Annotated in this window: 17 protein-coding genes; all 17 read left to right on the top strand. The window is 40.6% G+C overall.

Annotated elements, in window-relative coordinates; translation table 11 throughout:
* Window positions 1-2: 2 nt before the first annotated feature.
* Complete coding sequence (locus tag FS458_RS08210; RefSeq protein ID WP_144699369.1) at window positions 3-866, top strand: UbiA-like polyprenyltransferase; 864 nt, start codon at window positions 3-5, stop codon at window positions 864-866.
* Complete coding sequence (locus FS458_RS08215; RefSeq protein WP_144699371.1) at window positions 863-1,453, top strand: UbiX family flavin prenyltransferase; 591 nt, start codon at window positions 863-865, stop codon at window positions 1,451-1,453. Before FS458_RS08210 ends, FS458_RS08215 begins: the two co-directional genes overlap by 4 nt.
* A gap of 6 nt (window positions 1,454-1,459) precedes the next feature.
* Window positions 1,460-2,287, top strand: a complete 828-nt coding sequence (locus FS458_RS08220; RefSeq protein WP_144699374.1) for a menaquinone biosynthetic enzyme MqnA/MqnD family protein — start codon at window positions 1,460-1,462, stop codon at window positions 2,285-2,287.
* Between the two features lie 22 nt (window positions 2,288-2,309).
* Window positions 2,310-3,275 (top strand): polyprenyl synthetase family protein, encoded by a 966-nt coding sequence (locus FS458_RS08225; protein WP_144699376.1) that lies wholly within the window; start codon window positions 2,310-2,312, stop codon window positions 3,273-3,275.
* 84 nt (window positions 3,276-3,359) lie between these two features.
* Complete coding sequence (ndk, locus tag FS458_RS08230; RefSeq protein WP_066395665.1) at window positions 3,360-3,803, top strand: nucleoside-diphosphate kinase; 444 nt, start codon at window positions 3,360-3,362, stop codon at window positions 3,801-3,803.
* Between the two features lie 375 nt (window positions 3,804-4,178).
* Window positions 4,179-4,958, top strand: coding sequence for a CheR family methyltransferase (locus FS458_RS08235; protein WP_144699378.1), 780 nt, complete (start codon window positions 4,179-4,181; stop codon window positions 4,956-4,958).
* A gap of 373 nt (window positions 4,959-5,331) precedes the next feature.
* Window positions 5,332-6,360 carry an anthranilate phosphoribosyltransferase gene (gene trpD, locus FS458_RS08240; protein WP_144699380.1) on the top strand — a complete coding sequence of 343 codons (1,029 nt, stop codon included), beginning with the start codon at window positions 5,332-5,334 and terminating at the stop codon, window positions 6,358-6,360.
* Window positions 6,350-7,126: an indole-3-glycerol phosphate synthase TrpC gene (trpC, locus tag FS458_RS08245; RefSeq protein ID WP_144699382.1), complete on the top strand. Its 777-nt coding sequence runs from the start codon at window positions 6,350-6,352 to the stop codon at window positions 7,124-7,126. Before trpD ends, trpC begins: the two co-directional genes overlap by 11 nt.
* Window positions 7,110-7,742 (top strand): phosphoribosylanthranilate isomerase, encoded by a 633-nt coding sequence (locus FS458_RS08250; RefSeq protein ID WP_144699384.1) that lies wholly within the window; start codon window positions 7,110-7,112, stop codon window positions 7,740-7,742. Before trpC ends, FS458_RS08250 begins: the two co-directional genes overlap by 17 nt.
* Complete coding sequence (gene trpB / locus FS458_RS08255; protein WP_144699386.1) at window positions 7,739-8,947, top strand: tryptophan synthase subunit beta; 1,209 nt, start codon at window positions 7,739-7,741, stop codon at window positions 8,945-8,947. The genes FS458_RS08250 and trpB overlap by 4 nt, the downstream gene beginning before the upstream one ends.
* Window positions 8,940-9,746: a tryptophan synthase subunit alpha gene (trpA, locus tag FS458_RS08260; protein WP_144699388.1), complete on the top strand. Its 807-nt coding sequence runs from the start codon at window positions 8,940-8,942 to the stop codon at window positions 9,744-9,746. The genes trpB and trpA overlap by 8 nt, the downstream gene beginning before the upstream one ends.
* A gap of 14 nt (window positions 9,747-9,760) precedes the next feature.
* Window positions 9,761-10,867 carry a histidinol-phosphate transaminase gene (gene hisC / locus FS458_RS08265; RefSeq protein ID WP_144699390.1) on the top strand — a complete coding sequence of 369 codons (1,107 nt, stop codon included), beginning with the start codon at window positions 9,761-9,763 and terminating at the stop codon, window positions 10,865-10,867.
* 264 nt (window positions 10,868-11,131) lie between these two features.
* Window positions 11,132-12,004, top strand: a complete 873-nt coding sequence (locus FS458_RS08270; RefSeq protein WP_144699392.1) for a hypothetical protein — start codon at window positions 11,132-11,134, stop codon at window positions 12,002-12,004.
* Window positions 12,005-12,041: 37 nt separating this feature from the next.
* A complete protein-coding gene (locus tag FS458_RS08275) occupies window positions 12,042-13,295 on the top strand; it encodes a tetratricopeptide repeat protein (RefSeq protein WP_144699394.1) in 1,254 nt (417 codons plus the stop codon).
* 90 nt (window positions 13,296-13,385) lie between these two features.
* Entirely contained in the window at window positions 13,386-13,937 is a 552-nt protein-coding gene (locus tag FS458_RS08280; protein ID WP_066395641.1) for a ReoY family proteolytic degradation factor, read from the top strand.
* A 326-nt stretch (window positions 13,938-14,263) separates the two neighbouring features.
* A complete protein-coding gene (locus FS458_RS08285) occupies window positions 14,264-14,728 on the top strand; it encodes a YpiF family protein (RefSeq protein ID WP_144699396.1) in 465 nt (154 codons plus the stop codon).
* Between the two features lie 119 nt (window positions 14,729-14,847).
* Entirely contained in the window at window positions 14,848-15,351 is a 504-nt protein-coding gene (locus FS458_RS08290) for a ubiquinol-cytochrome c reductase iron-sulfur subunit (RefSeq protein ID WP_066395637.1), read from the top strand.
* Window positions 15,352-15,354: the final 3 nt, after the last annotated feature.

Genomic DNA, 15,354 nt, shown 5'->3' on the forward strand with positions numbered 1-15,354 from the left:
GTGTGTGGAAGAAAATTAAAATAATTTTAGAAATGATAAAGTTTGAACATACCATCTTTGCTCTACCGTTCGCATTTCTTGGAGCGATCATGGGAAACCTCGTTGAAGAGGGAACAGTTCCATCTTTGATGGAATGGGTTTGGATCACTCTCGCAATGGTCGGGGCACGAAGTTCTGCTATGGCTCTTAACCGTGCGATAGATTCAGAGATTGATGGAGCGAATCCTAGAACGAAAACAAGAGCGATACCAGCTAAGCTTTTAAAAAGAGGCGAAGTCTATCTTTTTATACTCGTCTCACTAGCTTTATTATTTGTAAGTGCTTATCAATTAAACGCCCTATCAGTTAAGCTCTTGCCGCTTGCGGTCTTTTTTCTTGTTATCTATTCCTATACGAAGCGTTTCACGTATTTGTGTCATATCGTCTTAGGTGTGACGATCGCTATCGCGCCACTTGGCGGTTGGGTTGGTGCAACCGGAACATTAAGTCCGGAAGCCTTTTTACTATTTGTAGGGGTATTGTTTTGGACAGCTGGTTTTGACGTGATCTATGCTACACAAGATGCTGAATATGACAAGTCGCATGGGCTGTATTCCATTCCTTCTGCGTTTGGTATTGCTAATGGTCTAATGACTGCTAGATGGCTGCACGTTGCTAGTTTCATAGCGTTTGTCTCTCTTGGCGTTGTATCAGGAATGGGCTGGATCTATTATTTAGGGGTGTTCATATCTGGTGCGATCATGGTGTATGAGCATTCACTCGTTAAGCCTCATGATCTGTCTAAACTGGATGTAGCCTTCTTTACGATGAACGGTGTATTGAGTGTGGTCATGTTTATCTTTTCAGTAGGAGATTTGTTGATATGAAAACTTTTACAATCGGAATAACAGGAGCGAGTGGAGCTGTTTACGGAGTTAGACTTGCTCAAGAGATCTTAAAAAGCGGACACAAGCTACATCTTGTTGTTACTGAAGCAGGTTGGCAAGTGTTTAGAGAAGAATTATTGTGGGATACAGAGGACCGTGAACGCTGTATAGAAGAGAATTTTGCTTCATACGGAAAAGATCGTTTTCATTATCACACGCTTCGCGATTTTAATGCACCGATCGCGAGCGGATCGTATCAGAACGACGGAATGGTCATCATTCCTTGTTCGATGGGAACTCTTTCTGGGATCGCACATGGTGCATCAGGAAACCTGTTAGAACGTACAGCAGATGTTATGCTGAAAGAGAGCAGAAAACTGATCTTAGTACCAAGAGAGACACCACTTCACAAGATTCACCTGGAAAACATGTTAAAAGTAACAGAAGCAGGAGGAAAGATTGTTCCTGCGATGCCTGGTTTTTATCACTTGCCAAAATCGATGGATGATCTAGTGAACTTCTTGGTAGGTAAAGTGCTAGATAACTTAGGTGTACATCACGAATTGTTTACACGCTGGGGAGACTGATAGATTATGAACATCGGGGAAATCAGCTACACGAACATCATACCCCTTTATTTTTATTTGGATAGAGAGCGACTGATGGATCAAGGTGCGACGATTACACAAGCGGTTCCATCACGAGTTAACGCTTTAATGGAGAAACGGCTGGTCGACATAGGAGGCATCTCTTCATTTTCATACGGAAAGAACGCGGAGAACTATAGTTTAGTCCCAGATCTTTCGGTTTCTTCGTTCGGAAAAGTAAACTCTATCTTTCTTTTTTCAAAGTATAAGATGGAAGAGTTGGACGGTAAAAAAATCGCATTAACATCTAGCTCAGAAACATCGGTCGCTCTATTAAAAATCATCTTAGACCGTTTTTATGGTGTAGAGGTTACGTATCAAGTAGAAACACCGAACTTTGAATCCATGCTGAACACATATGATGCATGTCTCTTGATAGGGGACGATGCGATAAGTGCGAACCGTAAACGAGGCTCTTATCACGTATATGATCTTGGAGAGATCTGGTATCAACAGACAGGACTGCCAATGATCTTTGCCGTGATGGCGTATCGAAATGAAATGGAAACCGAACAAGGTGCGCTGTTATCGTATGTGGGTAGAAGTATGATAGAGAGCAAAGAAAGATGTCAGAGAGAAAATTTTGTTCCAGTCATCGAACGAGTGATAGAAGAACACGGAGGCACTTTTCAGTTCTGGAATTCTTATTTTAATGGATTAAATTATCAATTTAGTGGCGAACATGAAAAGGGACTCAACCTTTATTTTCAGCTAGCTGTAGAGTGCGGATTGTTAAATACAATGCCCTCTATCATTAAATATTCGTATAAGTAACGGGCGATAGGGTGAAACAAAAGTGAAGTTAAAGGACTTATACTCATTTCTAAAAAAAGACTTGCAGCAGATTGAAGATCAGCTCGTAGAATCCGTTCGTTCCGATCAGAAACAGATTCATACGGCAGGAGCTGAACTCTTAAAAGCAGGGGGAAAGAGAATCCGCCCTGTGTTTGTTCTGCTTTCCGCTCAGTTCGGCACATATAACATTCACCAAGTGAAAAAGCCAGCTGCAGCTCTTGAACTGATTCATATGGCTTCGCTCGTTCATGATGATGTAGTTGATGATGCGGATATGAGGCGTGGTAGAAAAACAGTAAAAGCAAAATACGATAACAAGATTGCCATGTATACGGGCGATTTTATTTTCGCATCCGCATTAAAACTAATGTCTGAGATCGAAATTCCGCGTGCGCATCAGATTTTGGCACAAGGCATGAAAGAGATGTGTCTTGGGGAGATCGAACAGATCAACGAGCAGTATGATACGGATCAAAACATTCGAAAGTACTTTAAACGAATCAAACGAAAAACCGCACTTTTAATCGCGCTGAGCTGTCAGCTTGGAGCGATTACGTCAAAAGCAGATGTTTCTCTGCAAAAGAAACTGTACGATTTTGGTTTCTCTGTAGGGATGGCTTTTCAGATTACAGACGATATCTTAGACTTTACCGCTTCTGAAAAACAGCTCGGTAAACCAGCAGGAAGTGATCTGAAGCAAGGAAACTTAACATTGCCTGTGCTGTACACGATCTATCAGTACCCAGAGATGAAAGAAAAGCTGGATGCTTATTATGATAAAAAAGAGCCCGCTCAGCTTGCAGAACTGTTAAAAGATATCAAAGAGTTAGGCGGAATTGATTACGCAACGAAGATATCTGATAAATATTTGAAACGCGCTAAATTAGCTGCCGAGTCTTTGCCAGAAACGGATGCCAGAGATAGTTTGTTAAAAGTAGCAGATTATATCGCTGGTCGAAAATTTTGAGTGATTGCTAATTTTTAAAATTTTTGGTACGATTTCTCTGGGGAACTTGTCCCACATATACATAGATGATAGGAGAGGGAATGCATGGAAAAAACGTTTTTAATGGTAAAACCTGATGGTGTTCAACGTGCGTTAATCGGAGAAATCGTATCCCGTTTTGAAAAGAAAGGTTTTCAACTTGTTGGTGCTAAACTAATGAACATTTCTGAAGATCTTGCAAAAGAACATTATGGTGAGCACAAAGAGCGTCCGTTCTTCGGCGAACTTGTTGATTTTATTACATCTGGTCCAGTATTTGCTATGGTTTGGGAAGGAAAGGACGTTATTCTTACAGCTCGTAACATGATGGGCAAAACGAACCCTTCTGAAGCTGCGCCTGGATCAATCCGCGGAGATTATGCTGTACAAGTGAGCAACAATATCATCCATGGTTCTGACTCTGCTGAAAGCGCTGTCCGTGAGATCGGTCTTTTCTTCAAAGAAGAAGAACTTGTTTCTTATGATAAAGCAGTGGCGGTTTGGATTTAATTTTACATGGAAATGAAAGCGTTTTAACCGGCCGATGTGCCGGTTTTTTTGTTATTAAGATAAAATTGAATGTGGTAGCGAAGAAAAAGTGGCTGAGAATGGGTCTATTCGTTCCGAAAATGGAAGTGAGAACGGGTTTTTGAGGCAATACGTTAAAAATTTTGATTATCGCATCAAAAGAGAGCGCCTGTTGTACATTTATCAACCATTTACATGGAGATTTCTTTAAAAAATCCGATGGAGTTTTCGCTTTATATCATCGAGTCGACATCTTAATAATGTCGCTCCGATAACGCAACAATTTAAATTCCGATCCGATATTATACATACATAGACTAAATATGGATAGCAGAAGTGAATTGGAGAGAGAAACATATGGATCGCGACTACGAAAGCTTTAAACAGAGCATTTATGATCAAACAGGAATAGATCTTTCCTTATACAAGGAAGCGCAGATGAAACGCAGACTCATTGCACTGAGGGACAAACGGGGATTTACAACGTTTTCTGAATATTTTCGTGCACTCACAAAAAATCCAGAATTACTTCTTGAATTTCTAGACCGTATGACCATCAACGTTTCTGAATTTTACCGAAATCCTGCTCGTTGGGATGTACTAGAGAAAAAAATCATTCCTCTGTTAGTTGAAGACAGGTCATCTTTAAAAGTATGGAGCGCAGCCTGCTCCACAGGAGAAGAGCCATACAGCTTGTCGATGCTGTTATCCGATTACAAAAAGGACGTATCAAGGTTTTCGATCCTTGCAACAGACTTAGATCAACAAGTGTTAGAGCAAGCCAAAAAAGGGTTTTATTTTGAAAAAGCGATCAAAGATGTTCCGAGCGATAAAATAGCACGATATACAACAAAAGAGGAACTCGGTATCAGCGTTACAGATTCAATCAAAAAACATGTAACGTTTAAGAAGCAGAACTTGCTTTCTGATCGTTTTGAATCTGATTTTGATCTGATCGTTTGCCGAAATGTAATGATCTATTTTACGGAAGAAGCCAAAACAGTCCTGTATCAAAAATTCAGCAAAGCACTTCGAAACGGCGGTGTTCTGTTCGTGGGAAGTACCGAGCAGATCTTCAATCCAGGTTTATACGACTTAGTATCGGTAGAACCGTTCTTTTATCGAAAACTGAGTTAAAAAACAAAAATACAACCATGTAAATCTGTTGACAGATTTCCTACAATGGTTTAATGTAACTGATAAGTTTAGAGCACACGTAACTGTGCACATTAGTATAGAGTTTAGAGCCTAGTTGAGACAAGTTGAGAGAGTTTGAGTGGAGCAGAGCCGAGAATGGATATGTACATATGCCATGCGGGTTATTTCTGCATGGCTTTTTTATATGCTTCGTAAAAGAAGGATGTACATGTTCCCGTAAAAGATCGACCTCTTATATCCCCCTCATTCTCCGTATAAAGCGGAGGTGCAGACATGATCATATCCCATCCGATCCCTCCTTGAACGCTTTTGTTTGTAGACAAAACAACCAAAACGATTAAGGGGTGTTCATATGATTTCAAATATCATTCAAAAAATAATGAAACACGAAACATTAACCGAAAATGAAGCTTTTTATTTTATGGAGAAATTAGCGAATGGTGATGTAACAGATGCGCAAGGAAGTTCTGTTTTAAGCATCATGAGCTTTCGCGGCGAGACGATCGATGAGATCGTTGGTTTCGTTAAGGCGATCAGAAAGCTCTCTAGAGCGGCAGATTCATCCCAGCACGGTGAGCTCATGGACACTTGTGGCACTGGCGGTGATGGAGCATCGACCTTTAACATCTCTACAGCGGTAAGTATCATACTCGCTTCTTTAGGAGTAAAGGTAGCCAAGCATGGTAACAAAGCAATCACATCAAAAAGTGGTAGCTCTGATGTTTTAGAAGCTTTAGGTATTGGAGCAGCCAGCAACCACTTTGAAGCGAACTCTCAACTGAATAAACACGACATCGCGTTTTTACACGCTCCATATTTTCATCCGGCACTAAAAAAAGTAGCGTCGTTGAGAGGGCAACTTCCATTTCGAACGATCTTCAATTGTATCGGTCCATTGTTAAACCCGATGGCACCTGCTTATCAACTGATTGGAGCAAGCAATGAAGAAGTTGCTGAAAAGCTTGCTAAAGTGATTCAGAAGCTCGGGATCAAACGTGCATTGATCGTTACAGGTAAAGATGGATTGGATGAATGTTCGATCACTGGCGAGACACGGATGTATTTAGTGGAGAACAACACGATTAATTCGTTCAACTACACACCTGAAGAAGCAGGGTTACATCGAGGAAATCTAAATGATTTAACTGTTTCAAACAAAAAAGAAAGTGCAGAACTCATACGTTCCATCCTACAAGGAGAAGGAAACGAATCAGCACGAAACATCGTCATCTTGAACGCGGCTGCCGCTCTTTTTGCATCAAAACGAGTCCCGAGTATTCGAGACGGTGTGGAGATCATCAAACAATGTCTACATTCAAAATCTGCATATGATCATCTAGAAGAAATGACGAAAGAAGAGGCGAATGCACATGTTAACTAAAATATTGAAGCAAAAAGAAAGAGAAGTAGCTATTCTTCCTTCGTTCAAAAAAGATGAGTTGGATTTTACTGATAAGGATCATCGCCCTTTTGCTAATAGAATCGCTAACTCTGTGAAAAGACCAGCATTGATCGCCGAAGTGAAAAAAGCTTCACCATCCAAAGGAATTATTAAAGAAAATTTTAATCCAATTGAGATCGCGATAGATTATGAAAAAGCAGGAGCATCTTGCTTATCCGTCTTAACGGACACCAAGTTCTTTCAAGGAGACCTTCAATATTTGAAAGATATTCGAAAACATGTTTCGCTTCCTCTCTTAAGAAAAGATTTCATCATCGATGAAAAGCAGGTTATTGAGAGTGTAGAAAATGGAGCAGATGCGATTCTGCTGATTGCCGCATGTTTGCCGGCTGAACGGTTAGGGACGCTTCACGCACTAGCTCTAGAATGCGGGTTAGAGTGCTTGGTCGAAGTACACTCAATTAGTGAGATCGAGCAAGTTTACGACGTTTGCGACCCTTCTATGATTGGAATAAACAATCGTGACCTAAAAACGTTCACAACAGATATCGAGCATACGTTTTCACTTCTTTCATCTATTAAAAACGAAACCCTCGTGATTAGTGAGAGTGGCATAAAAACAGCTTCAGATGTTAAAAGCCTACTGGATCACCAAGTGAACGGAATGTTGATCGGAGAAACATTGATGAGAGCGGACTCCATAGAAAATAAGATAAGAGAGCTTTATCATGACTGTTCAAATTAAATATTGTGGTTGTCAGTCTGAAGAGGACTATAAGCTGCTCATTGAATCAAAAGCAGATCTGATCGGATTCATATTCGCTGAAAGTAAAAGGAAAGTCGATCCTACAGAAGTGAACAGCTGGATCGAGAAGTACGGAAAACCTAAAAAGCTAGTAGGTGTTTTTCAAAATGCAACTCTACAAAAGATCAAGAATGTTATTAACACAGTACCGATCGATATCATCCAGTGTCACGGAACTGAATCGGTTGATCAGCTCAAGGAAATAAGAGTACATTGCAACAAAGAAATCTATAAAGCACTCCCTTTTAGTGAAAGCATCTTAAAAGAAATAGAGTTACACGGAAAAGTGGCAGATGGACTTATCATAGATTCTGTCTCTCAAGGTCAATTCGGCGGTACCGGCATTCCATTTTCGTGGGAGGAAGTTCCTAACATGATGAAAGCATCAGATGGGATAGGAGTTACGTGTTTCATTGCTGGCGGAATCAAACCAGAAAATGTTTCAGAACTGATGAAACTTCATCCACACGGAATCGATTTAAGTGGTGGTATCGAAGAAAATGGCAAAAAAAGCGTAAAAAGAATAGAAACTCTTGAAAGGATGATGATGAGATGACTACAGCAACAGTACCTGATCATAGAGGAAGATATGGAGTGTTCGGAGGAAAATACGTACCAGAAACAATCATGTTTGCACTCGAAGAGCTTGAGACAGCTTTCAACGAAGCCATCCAAGATCAAGAATTTAATGAGCTTTTTCAAAAAGAACTCGCGATTTATTCAGGACGTCCGACTCCATTAACAAAAGCTGACCGATTGAGTGAGTCGAATGGTGGAGCATCCATCTATTTAAAAAGAGAAGACCTTAACCATACAGGGGCACATAAGATCAATAACGCCATCGGGCAGGCACTCTTAGCTGTAAGGATGGGAAAGAAAAAGATCATCGCTGAAACTGGAGCGGGTCAGCATGGCGTAGCAGCAGCGACAGTAGCTGCTAAGTACGGATTATCTTGTAAAGTTTATATGGGAAAAGAAGATATAAGAAGACAAGCTTTAAATGTGTTTCGCATGAAACTGTTAGGAGCAGAAGTGATTGAGGTAACGAGTGGCAGCCAAACATTAAAAGATGCTACTAATGAGGCGATCCGGGAATGGGTTGCTGCGGTAGAAGACACATTCTATCTCATCGGATCAGCTGTAGGACCTTATCCATACCCGAAGATGGTCAAACAATTTCAACAGGTGATCGGTCATGAAACAGAGAGTCAGTTTAAAGAGATCCAACAAGGGAAGCTTCCTGACGCTGTTGTTGCATGTGTGGGCGGCGGCAGTAATGCGATCGGCATGTTCGCACCGTTTATTGAGAAAGATGTACCTCTGTATGGCATAGAGGCTGCAGGGATGGGCGTTGAGACTGCTCAACATGCGGCAACGTTATCTAAAGGGTCGAATGGTGTGATTCACGGTTCGTTGACAAAGCTTCTTCAAACGAGCGAAGGACAGATTACAGAACCATACTCGATCTCAGCAGGACTTGATTATCCAGGAATAGGACCGGAACATGCTTACTTGCATGAGACAAAAAGAGTAACTTATGAAGCAGTCACAGATGAAGAAGCGTTACACGCTTTGAAGCTTTTATGTGAGAATGAAGGTATTCTATGCGCGTTAGAGAGTGCACACGCCGTAGCATATAGTCTGAAGCTCGCTAAAGAAATGCAAAAAGATCAACATGTAGTCGTCTGTTTATCTGGAAGAGGCGATAAAGATGTTCATACATTGATGGAATTTGAAGAAGGGGGAAATGAGGATGAATAAGAGATGGGAAGTCTTTCAACATTCTTCAGATTATCGCTTCACTCCGTATATCATGGCTGGTGATCCATGTGAAGAAGCAACGATTGAACTGTCACTCGCTCTAGAAGAGTGTGGAGCTCACGCTCTCGAGCTGGGTGTTCCATACTCAGATCCTTTAGCTGATGGACCTGTTATTCAACGCGCGGGTATGAGAGGTTTGGCACAAAACATGAATCTTGAGAAAACGGTAAAGCTCGTTTCAAAGCTTCGTGAAAGAGGATTGAAGATTCCGGTAATTATCTTTACTTATTATAATCTTTTGTTACAATTAGGAGAAAATCGTTTCCTGAAGTTAGCAGAGAACAGTGGTGTAGATGGGGTACTAGTACCTGATCTGCCGTATGAAGAAAGCGGGTATCTACGGAAGATGTGTTCAGAGCATAACCTTGCTCTCGTCTCGCTTGTTTCACCGACAACACGTGAAGAAAAGCTTGCTAGACTCAGTAGAGAGGCAGAAGGGTTTTTGTATTGCATCTCATCTTTAGGTGTGACAGGAATCAGAAGTGAGTTTCGAGCTGGATTGGACGATTTCTTAAAAGCCGCGAAACGAAACAGCCGCGTTCCAGTCTTAGTAGGGTTCGGACTGTCTACACGAGAACAGATCCAGCAGTTTGATGGCAGCAGTGATGGGTTTATCGTAGGCAGTGCGATCGTTAAAAAGATTGAGGAGCTAGAGAGTGACCTGCTAACGAACAGAGAGGAAGCGATCAAAACGTTTAAATCGTATATTGAGTCATTGCTGCCTGTCTATAGTCGTTAAAAAGGAGTGGGAAAATGCAGCCGAAACAGCAGTTGTTATCTTTAAAACCATACAAACCAGGAAAACCAGTAGAAGAAGTGAAGCGTGAACTAGGTCTTGAAAGAATTGTGAAACTTGCTTCAAACGAGAACCCTTATGGATGCTCTGATCTTGCGAAAGAGAAAATAAATGAGGAGTTATCACAGCTTCACGTGTATCCTGACGGCTATTCAGCTGAGCTTAGAGAAAAACTTTCAAACCAACTTCAAGTGAAACAAGACCAGATTATTTTCGGAAACGGCTCAGATGAAGTCGTACAAATTCTTTGCCGAGCCTATCTATCTCCTGAAACGAATACTGTGATGGCCGCTCCTACTTTTCCACAATACAGACATAATGCTGTCATTGAAGGAGCTGAAGTGAGAGAGGTTGAGCTGATCGAAGGCAATCATGATCTAGGTGGTATGCTCGAGGCGATCGATCAAGATACGAGAATCGTCTGGCTTTGCAATCCGAACAACCCGACGGGAAACTATATTCCTGAGTCAGAGTTTGTAAGCTTTATGGAAAAAGTTCCGTCTGATGTAGTCGTAGTAAGTGACGAAGCTTATTATGAATATGTATCAGCTGCTGATTATCCAAACACACTAGATTACTTGGATAAGTATCCGAATCTAGTGATTCTAAGAACGTTCTCAAAAGCTCATGGACTAGCTGCACTTCGAATTGGTTATGGAGTCGCACAGTCTTCTATCATCCAGTCGATTGAGCCTGCTAGAGAGCCTTTCAACACTTCTCGTATCGCTCAAGCTGCAGCGATTGGGGCCTTAGAAGATGATACGTTTATTTCAGAATGCAAAGAAAAGAACAGAAAAGGTCTAGAAATGTTCTATTCATTCTGTGATGAAAAAGGGCTGTTGTACTACCCCTCAGAAGCAAACTTTATTCTGCTCGACGTAAAATCTGATGCTGATCAAGCGTTTGATTATCTTCTACGAAAAGGTTACATCGTGCGCTCAGGAAGTGCATTAGGTTTTCCTACCATGATCCGAGTAACGATCGGTGAAGAAGACCAGAACAAAGAGATCATCGAACACTTAGGTGCGTATATTGATTCTGTAGTAGAGAAAGTAAATAAATAAATGACCCACAACAAAAGCCCGATTATAATTAATTATATCGGGCTATTTTCATAATTTTCAAAAAAGTGTTGCATTTTAAATAAGCTCTATTTATAATGAATGTAATATGGTTTCTCTCCACTCCTATCCATATTATACTTTCCTGACAGCGCTTACATGTCAGGACTTTTTTTGTTCTCTTCTTTAGTTTCCTCTTAAATTTTCTATCATAAAAATAACATCTCTATCATAACTTGTCCTATAGAGAAAAAAAGGAGGCGAGCTATGCGATATATCATTGAGCGCCCGCTGCAATCGCTCGGTACAGACACTGTTCTTTCTTATCTAGTAGACTCTCAGAAAATCTCCTATGTCTCACAGGGCCCTCTTAGAATGAATGTGATGAAGATGTCTCTGCATGGTTTAAAGATGATTCCTGGGCATATCAGTCCTCTTATGTCATTGAATAGATTGCCTATCGAAAAGGTAAGACAGACCCTTAGCGAGAGAGTTAGAAGCGGCACGACTACGCTCTTAGCTTCTGCTGAAGTCAACTATCTGCATGAAGCAGAAACAGAGTTGAAGCGAACGAGGCATCTCTTAATATCCAGTTCAATAGACTATTGCATCGGTCTAAGTATGTCTCCAGAAAAAATCACACCACAAATGATGAGTTTTTGCCGAAAACAGAAAATCCCGTTCATCCAGTTGATCTGTAAAGATTTTGCTCAGTTAACACATGTGATCTGGGAGAGGATCAGTGAAGCTAATTTCAGTTATGGTACTGTAATCTTTCCAACCTTTCCAGCGAACATAGATCAGAAGTTGAAAAACACGTGGCAAAGAAAATGGAACGAGCTATCGGTCAAACATCAGATCCCAACTCTTTTTCATGATCTGTGTGAAACCGAACCAATCTCGTTACCAAGTTTAAAAATGCTTGGTCTATATCCTGTAAAAGGCGGTCTGTTCACAGGAAGTGATGCTGACTATTGCATCTATCGTATAGATGCAATAGGTGATACGCTGCAAGCTGTAATCGTAAGAGGCAAAATCGTTTTTACTAAGAATCTTCCAGAAACTCATCAAGGGTTTGGTAAAGAAATTATCGTAGTAAAGCCTCGTCGTTTTGGAGAATCTCTCGTATCTCGTGTATAATAGGCACAAGAATACAAGGGATAAGGGAGTTTTATCAGTGAACGAAATCCAAGATGCAATAAGGCTTGTTGAACATGGTGACGTAGAAAAAGGAATGTCGCTTTTAGAAAAAATAAAACAAAAAGCTCTAGATCCAGAAAAGTTCGAGATTGCCGAAGTTTATTTGAACTGGGGCCATACAACCGAAGCGATGAACCTTTTTAATGAGTTGCTAGAAAAGTACCCTGGGGACGGCGAACTGCTCGTTTCTATTGCAGAATGCTGCTTAGATGAAGGAATGGATGAGAAAGCGATCGAGTATTTAGATCAAGTAAATGAAGATGATGATGAATATCTTAGAGCACTAATTCTTCAAGCAGATCTGTATGAAAGTCTTGGACTGACAGAAGTAGCAGAACGTAAGCTTACTGAAGCGCATCAAAAGGACCAGAAACATCCTGTACTTGCTTATGCTTTAGGTGATTTTTATTTAAGGCAAGGTAAATTTGATTCAAGTTTGCCACTATTAAAAGTAGCGATCGATGAAAAAGCTGAAATAGAAGATGTTACATTACGATATGCCGAAGCATTAAGCAGAGCAGGTAAATTTGAAGAATCACTTCCATTCTATAGAAAAGGTCTGGATCACCATAAAGATCTTTACAGCTTATTTGGTCATGGAGTAACGGCCTTTAAAGCAGGTGAGTTTAAAGAAGCGATCGCAAGTCTTGAAGAACTAAAAGACATGGATCCTGATTATACGACCCTTTATAGCGTTCTATCTGAAGCATATGAAGAAGAAGGAGCTCTAACAGAGGCGTATGATGTTATCACTGAAGGATTAAAAAGAGATGAACATAACGAAAACATCTATCTACAAGCGGCAAGGTTAGCTTATAAACTCCACAATCCTGATCAAGGAGAACAGTGGGTGAAACAAGCACTTGAAATCAATCCAACACGGATCGAACCACTCTTGCGGTTAGGAGATCAATACATTCGTGAAGAACGATTTGAAGATCTGCTCAGTCTCTACAAGTCTCTGGCTGAAACGAAAGAAGAGATACCGCTCATGTACTGGCATCTAGCTACAGCAAATAAAGAAACCGAGAACTATACAGAGGCTGCAAAATGGTTCGAAAAAGCTTCTCTGTTGTTTACGGAGGACCCGGTGTTCTTAGAAGAATATGCATACTTCCTCATCGAGGAAGGAGAGCAGAAGAAAGCGAAGAGCATTCTGCAGAATTTGTTGAACCAAAGCCCTGAACGAGACGATATTGAGGATGTTTTGAATCGACTGGAAGATTTTTAAAACTTTCTGAAGTGAAGAAGGATTTTACGAGCAGTGAGAGAATATATTTATTATCAAGATGACGTGTTTTTGAATGATGGGGGGATTGCAATGAGCAGCACCGTTTCGGTCCTTGAAAAAAAGGATTTTATCAAATGGTTCCTTAATCATTATCAGTTAAAGAAGCGCGAATGTGTTTGGTTATTAAACTATTTAGTTAGTGATGACCAACTGATGGAGAAGGTACATTTTGTAGAGAAAGCTGAATATTGTCCAAAGGCCATAATCATGTCAACTCAATGCACAGACGGAGTTCCATTCCGTTTTTACAAGCAAAATGTTCTAACGACTGATGCCGAAAAATCATTTCACGACATCCGCTTGAACCAAGAAGAAGAGATCTATCTTGAACTTAATTTTAACGCATCACGTCTGACGCCCGAGTACGCTTCGGTTTTAGAAGAAAATCCACACTTGCCTCAGAATATGTCTATGGACAAAAAATACGGCATATGGGCGGAAATGGTATTAGAAAAGTCGATTGAAACCTACCGTAAGAATGATATTATGGCAAAGATCGATGCCGCACTAGACCAAAAGGATTATGACAGCTTTACAAAATGGACGAATGAACTAAAAAATTTAGAAAAACAGCCATCCTAGTTGTGTGAGGCGACTCTTAAGAAAGAGTCGTCTTTTTTGTGCGTTATATGACTTCTGTGAAAGGGTGCACACACGATATTGTTGGTCTCAGCCAAGCTTGTTTTGCAACCAATCCACAAATTCTTGCTTTGAATCCACGAGTTTTAGCCTGCAATCCTAAAGTTTGGTCACTTTATCCAGAAGTTTTTCGCTTTAATCCGCGAGTCGACATTCCTAGACATATTTCGACATCTGTAAAAATACCTATTTTCATTGAGAATCTCATTACCAGCCAGAGATATATGGTACGATAAGAAGCAGTACATACCAAGTAAGGAGATTTTTTTATGAAATGGAAAACGAAAGACGCAGATGTGTTCTTAAAATCTGGTGAGTATGTGGACTCGATTCTCATTCCGTTAACACCAGTCAGTTTCTCCCACGAGTTCAAATCCAGTGTGACGATGTCTGAGTATACAGAACTGTTAACATCAGAGATCGAGCGTCAGCTGCATGGCAGGTTGTTTTTATCACCTAATTTTACATATGTAAAGGATGAAAGTTCTCTGGATCTATTAACTAGTTTCATAGAGCACGTAAAAAACTCGGGACATTTTAAACATATCTTCCTCATGACAAGTGATGTGTATTGGAAAGAGTTCGAACAGCAACTTTCTGGTCAATTGTTCTGGGTTCCCGCTCTGCCACTAGAAACCATGGACGAGAAGTATAAACTTGAGGTGATAAAAGAGCAGGTAAAACCGTTGTTTCAACTCATTTTCAACGATTGGCAGAGAAGTATAAATTCGTAATATTTACCACATGTCATATTGACATTAAAAGACAACATAAGCTATCATGTTTATGTCCTAGTAATATGTGTGTAAAAGTCCGGATGGACCGTCATTTACAGCATAAGGGGGGGAAAACAATGTCAAAGGAAGATATTTCAAGACGTCAGTTCTTAAACTACACATTAACTGGCGTAGGCGGATTTATGGCTGCCGGCATGCTTATGCCAATGGTCCGTTTCGCCCTTGATCCGATTCTAAAAGAGGGAACAGATCAAGAATTGGTAGCGGTTACGAGCATGGAAGAGATCGCGAACGAACCAAAGCGTTTCGATTTTAAAATCAAACAAAAAGATGGCTGGTACGAGTCTGATGTCACTCAATCTGCCTGGGTTTATAAAGCGAAGAATGGTGATATTATCGCACTTTCTCCAATCTGTAAACATCTAGGTTGTACGGTAGACTGGAATACAGATCCATCGCACCCTAACCAGTTCTTCTGTCCTTGCCACTTAGGCCGTTATACGAAGGATGGAACGAATGTTAAGGGAACTGCACCTCTTGCACCGCTTGATGTATATGACAGCCAGGTGAAAGATGGAAAGCTTTATTTAGGAAAGGCAAAACCAAGAAAGGGGGCGTAATGA

The sequence above is a fragment of the Fictibacillus phosphorivorans genome (assembly GCF_007673525.1).
Lineage (GTDB): Bacteria > Bacillota > Bacilli > Bacillales > Fictibacillaceae > Fictibacillus > Fictibacillus phosphorivorans_C.

Coding starts and splice junctions, on each gene's coding strand:
- trpD (WP_144699380.1), top strand. CDS start 5,332: ATGATTTCAAATATCATTCAAAAAATAATGAAACACGAAACATTAACC.
- FS458_RS08220 (WP_144699374.1), top strand. CDS start 1,460: ATGAACATCGGGGAAATCAGCTACACGAACATCATACCCCTTTATTTT.
- ndk (WP_066395665.1), top strand. CDS start 3,360: ATGGAAAAAACGTTTTTAATGGTAAAACCTGATGGTGTTCAACGTGCG.
- FS458_RS08250 (WP_144699384.1), top strand. CDS start 7,110: ATGACTGTTCAAATTAAATATTGTGGTTGTCAGTCTGAAGAGGACTAT.
- FS458_RS08215 (WP_144699371.1), top strand. CDS start 863: ATGAAAACTTTTACAATCGGAATAACAGGAGCGAGTGGAGCTGTTTAC.
- FS458_RS08290 (WP_066395637.1), top strand. CDS start 14,848: ATGTCAAAGGAAGATATTTCAAGACGTCAGTTCTTAAACTACACATTA.
- trpA (WP_144699388.1), top strand. CDS start 8,940: ATGAATAAGAGATGGGAAGTCTTTCAACATTCTTCAGATTATCGCTTC.
- FS458_RS08280 (WP_066395641.1), top strand. CDS start 13,386: ATGAGCAGCACCGTTTCGGTCCTTGAAAAAAAGGATTTTATCAAATGG.
- trpB (WP_144699386.1), top strand. CDS start 7,739: ATGACTACAGCAACAGTACCTGATCATAGAGGAAGATATGGAGTGTTC.
- FS458_RS08235 (WP_144699378.1), top strand. CDS start 4,179: ATGGATCGCGACTACGAAAGCTTTAAACAGAGCATTTATGATCAAACA.
- trpC (WP_144699382.1), top strand. CDS start 6,350: ATGTTAACTAAAATATTGAAGCAAAAAGAAAGAGAAGTAGCTATTCTT.
- hisC (WP_144699390.1), top strand. CDS start 9,761: ATGCAGCCGAAACAGCAGTTGTTATCTTTAAAACCATACAAACCAGGA.
- FS458_RS08270 (WP_144699392.1), top strand. CDS start 11,132: ATGCGATATATCATTGAGCGCCCGCTGCAATCGCTCGGTACAGACACT.
- FS458_RS08285 (WP_144699396.1), top strand. CDS start 14,264: ATGAAATGGAAAACGAAAGACGCAGATGTGTTCTTAAAATCTGGTGAG.